This is a genomic window from Nocardia sp. NPDC060220 (assembly GCF_042727815.1).
Lineage (GTDB): Bacteria > Actinomycetota > Actinomycetes > Mycobacteriales > Mycobacteriaceae > Nocardia.
Genome location: NZ_JBHWZY010000667.1, coordinates 1 through 3,885, shown reverse-complemented (window position 1 = coordinate 3,885; position 3,885 = coordinate 1). Strand labels below are relative to the sequence as shown.

Here is a 3,885-nt window from a genome sequence, read left to right as displayed (position 1 = left end):
GTCGGAATCGGACGGCGGCCTTTGTCGTGTGACTAGCGCGGCACCGGGATGGGGATCGGTGGCAGGCGCGGAATCTGCGGCAGCCCCGGAATCACCGGTGCCGGCGCGGCGGGCGGGGGAGTCGTCGGCGCGGGCACCCGGACGGTGCCGTCACTGATGTAGATCGTGACCACCGAGCCCGGAATGGCCGAGCCGTTCGGCGAACTGCCCATCACCGTGCCCTTGGCCTGCGAACCGGCGCCCGTCACCGCGGAGACCTGGAAGCCGGCGCCGGACAGGATCGAGGTGGCCTCGCCCTGCGACTTGCCCGCCACATCGGGGACCTGGGAGTTGTTCGCGCCGCGGACGTACTTGTCGTCCACCGGCGGCAGGCCCGGCGGCGGGAACCGGTCCATCAACGGCTTGATGGCGTTGAACCAGGTGCGGGCCGGTTCGTTACCACCGAACAGGCCGGAGGCATCGCTGGCGCCGCAGTTGCGCAGCGGGAACGAGCAGATCTCGCCGGGCGTCGGGCTGTCGCCGTAGACGTAGACCGACGAAGCCAGCGCGTTGGTGAAGCCGAGGAACGCCGAGGAGCGGTGGCTCTCGGTGGTGCCCGTCTTACCCGACATCGGTGCCGACCACCCGGCCGCGCGCGCGGCGCCCGCGGCGGTACCGCTGACGTCGTCCTTGCTCATCGCGTTGGCGAGGGTGTTGGCCAGACCCGGGTCGACCACCTGCTCACAGGCTTGCTGGGTGAGCGGAACGGCCTTGCCGCTGCGGTCGACGACCTCCTTGATCGGCGAGGGCGGGCACCACTTGCCGCCCGAGCCGAGCGTGGCGGCCACGTTCGTCAGTTCGAGCGGGTTGATCGCGAACGGGCCGAGGGTGAACGAGCCCATGTTGTTGTTCTTGATGTGGTCGGCCAGGCTCGAGTTGCCGTGCCCGGAGGTGCCGGGGTTGGTGTAGGACCGCATGCCCAGGCGCACGGCCATGTCCACCGCGGACGAGACGCCCACGTCCTGGATCATCTTCACGAAGGTGGTGTTGGGCGAGGTCGCCAGCGCGTCGGTCACCGACATCGACCCCGGGTAGTTGCCCGCGTTCTTGACACACCACGAGTCGGCCGGGCAGCCCGGCGAGTTCGAGTAGCCCATGCCCCTGGCGGCGTAGGTGCCGGGGACGTCCACCTGGGCGGCGATGCCGAGGCCCTTCTCCATCGCGGCGGCGGTGGTGAAGAGCTTGAAGATCGAGCCCGCGCCGTCACCGGCCATCGAGTACGGCTGGCCCAGCAGCGTCTCGTTGGCGTCGCGGTTGAGGCCGTACGTGCGGCTCGACGCCATCGCGAGGACAGGGTGCGAATCCTGACCGGGCGCGACCACCGACATCACCTCGGCGATGTTGTCGAGGTCGGGGTTGGCCTGCTCGTTCACCGAACGCTTCACCGATTCCTGCAGCACCGGATCGAGTGTGGTCTTGATCAGGTAGCCGCCCTTGTCGATCTGCTCGCGACTGATCCCGGCCTCGGCCAGGTACTGCAGCGCGTAGTCGCAGAAGAAGCCCTTGTCGTTGGCGGAGATGCACCCGCGCGGCAGGCCCTTGGGTTCGGGCAGCACGCCGAGCGGTTCGGCCTTGGCCTTGCGGAACTCCTCGGCGCGGTGCGGGATGTTCTGGATCAGCGTGTCGAGCACGGTGTTGCGGCGGTCGGTGACGCCGGCCACGTTGGTGTAGGGGTTCAGCTTGGAGCTGGACTGCACCATGCCCGCCAGCATCGCCGACTGGGTGATGCTGAGCTGGGACGCGTCGATACCGAAGTAGGTCTGCGCGGCGTCCTGGATGCCGTAGGAACCGTTACCGAAGGGCACCAGGTTCAGGTAGCGGGTGAGGATCTCGTCCTTGGACAGTTCGCGGTCCAGCGTGAGCGCCATCCGGATCTCGCGCAGCTTGCGCGCCGGTGTCGTCTCGATCGCGGCGCGGCGTTCGGCGTCGGTCTTGGCGACCACGAGCAGGTTGAAGTTCTTCACGTACTGCTGGTCCAGGGTCGACGCGCCCTGCTGCACGGCACCGGAGGAAGTGTTGGTGAGGAACGCGCGCAGCGTGCCCTGCCAGTCCACGCCCTTGTGGTCGGAGAAGCGCTTGTCCTCGATGGACACGATCGCCAGCTTCATGTTGTTGGAGATCTTGTCGCTCGGTACTTCGAAGCGGCGTTGCTCGTAGAGCCACGCCAGCGGCGACCCGTTCGCGTCGACCATCGTCGACACGGCGGGGACCGTGCCCTCCACCAGTTCGGCGGAGACATTGTCGACGGCGTCGGCGGCGCGGTTGGAGATGAATCCGAATCCACCGGCCAAGGGGAACAACAGCCCAGCGACAAGCACGGCGGCCAGCGCGCAGCTGCCGGCCAGCCTCGCGAGCGTTTGAGTGATCGGCACGATCCCAGACTAGAGGGTGGGGTGGTGAGGTTCACGGCTGTGCTGCTCGACGGGGAATGTCCGGGCGGTGCCAGGGGGGTTGCTCGGGCGTGTCAACAAAATGATCACATCGGCGTGTCGCGACCGGCCACGCCGGTGATCAGCACTACTGCGCGGTTCTGGCCCGATTTGAATGGACGCCCGTACCAAAAAATCGGGGGGCGGTCTTGCGTAACCGCCATACCTTTACCTAGATTGAGAACCCAGTGTGATAGAGCTAACACTCAAAGTGGAATGTGGTGCGGGACGCAGCGGTAGTTGGGTTGCTGTGATCCGCGCTCGCGATTCTGGAGCGCCGCACAACGGTGTTCGGACTGCAAAGGGGCACATCAAATGCACATCACAACCCCCATCGCTCGACTGGATGTAGAGCAGGCCGAGGCAAGGATCGCTTGGGTTGCCCAGGCGCGATGCAAGGAAGTGGACCCTGATCAGCTGTTCGTTCGCGGTGCGGCGCAGCGCAAGGCGGCAACGATCTGCCGTCACTGCCCAGTGCTGATGCAGTGTGGTGCCGACGCCCTCGACAATCGCGTCGAGTTCGGTGTGTGGGGCGGGATGACCGAGCGGCAGCGGCGTGCGCTGCTCAAACAGCATCCCGACGTGACGTCGTGGGCTGAATTCTTCAACGCCCAGCGCCAGCACCAGGTAGCTATCTAGCAGACGAGACCGGACCGTTATCACAAACGGCGCCGAGACCGCGTGGTTTGCGGAATCGGCGCCGTTGGTGAGTGTTACCGGATTGTGAGCTATAGCGGATTTGTCTGAATCGATCAGGCTGAAGCCGGGGTACCGGTCAGCTGATCGCCGACGGCGCGCAGTGCTTCGAGATCCGAGACCTCGAAGGGCAGCGCGGTCACCGAGACGATCTTCACCCGCGGGTGCGCACCGGTGAAGCGGTGCAGCAGCCGCCGCTCCCGCGCCGCCGTCGACACCCGATCGGCGTGGATGCGCAGCACCGATGCGGTCAGCGGGTTCGAATCAGCCAGCTGGTCGGCGGCAGTCAGCGCGTGGTCGCCCGACAGCTCCGACAACGCGGGATGGGTCCGGTTCAGCACCAGACCGGCCAGCGGCATCTTCTCGGTCGACAGCCGGTCGACGAAGAACGACGCCTCGCGCAACGCGTCCGGCTCGGGCGCGGCGACCACCAGGAAGTGGGTACCGGGCTTGGACAGCATCGCGAAGGTGCGCTCGGCACGGTCCTGGAACCCACCGAACAGCGATTCCAGCGATTGCAGGAACGTCGAGGCGTCCTTGAGCATCTGCCCGCCGACAATCGTCGACACCCCGCGCATCGCCAGGCTCATCGCCCCCGTGACGATCCGGCCGACACCGCGTCCCGGCGCCATGATCAACCGGATCATCTTGCCGTTGAGGAAGGTGCCGAGCCGCTTGGGCGCGTCGAGGAAATCGAGCGCGTTGCGAGACGGGGGAGTGT

3 protein-coding genes are annotated in these 3,885 nt (G+C 66.7%); 1 reads left to right on the top strand and 2 read right to left on the bottom strand.

Translation table 11 applies throughout. The features are described 5' to 3' along the window. Positions 1 to 32 precede the first annotated feature (32 nt). Entirely contained in the window at positions 33 to 2,411 is a 2,379-nt protein-coding gene (locus ACFWF3_RS27390; RefSeq protein ID WP_379316272.1) for a penicillin-binding protein, read from the bottom strand. A gap of 372 nt (positions 2,412 to 2,783) precedes the next feature. Here ACFWF3_RS27390 and ACFWF3_RS27385 point away from each other — a divergent pair, with 372 nt between their 5' ends. Continuing rightward, positions 2,784 to 3,107 (top strand): WhiB family transcriptional regulator, encoded by a 324-nt coding sequence (locus ACFWF3_RS27385; RefSeq protein WP_056821932.1) that lies wholly within the window; start codon positions 2,784 to 2,786, stop codon positions 3,105 to 3,107. Between the two features lie 113 nt (positions 3,108 to 3,220). Here ACFWF3_RS27385 and ACFWF3_RS27380 read toward each other — a convergent pair. Beyond that, positions 3,221 to 3,885, bottom strand: a 665-nt coding sequence (locus ACFWF3_RS27380) for an ArsA family ATPase (RefSeq protein ID WP_379316270.1), incomplete at its 5' end; no start/stop codon positions are given.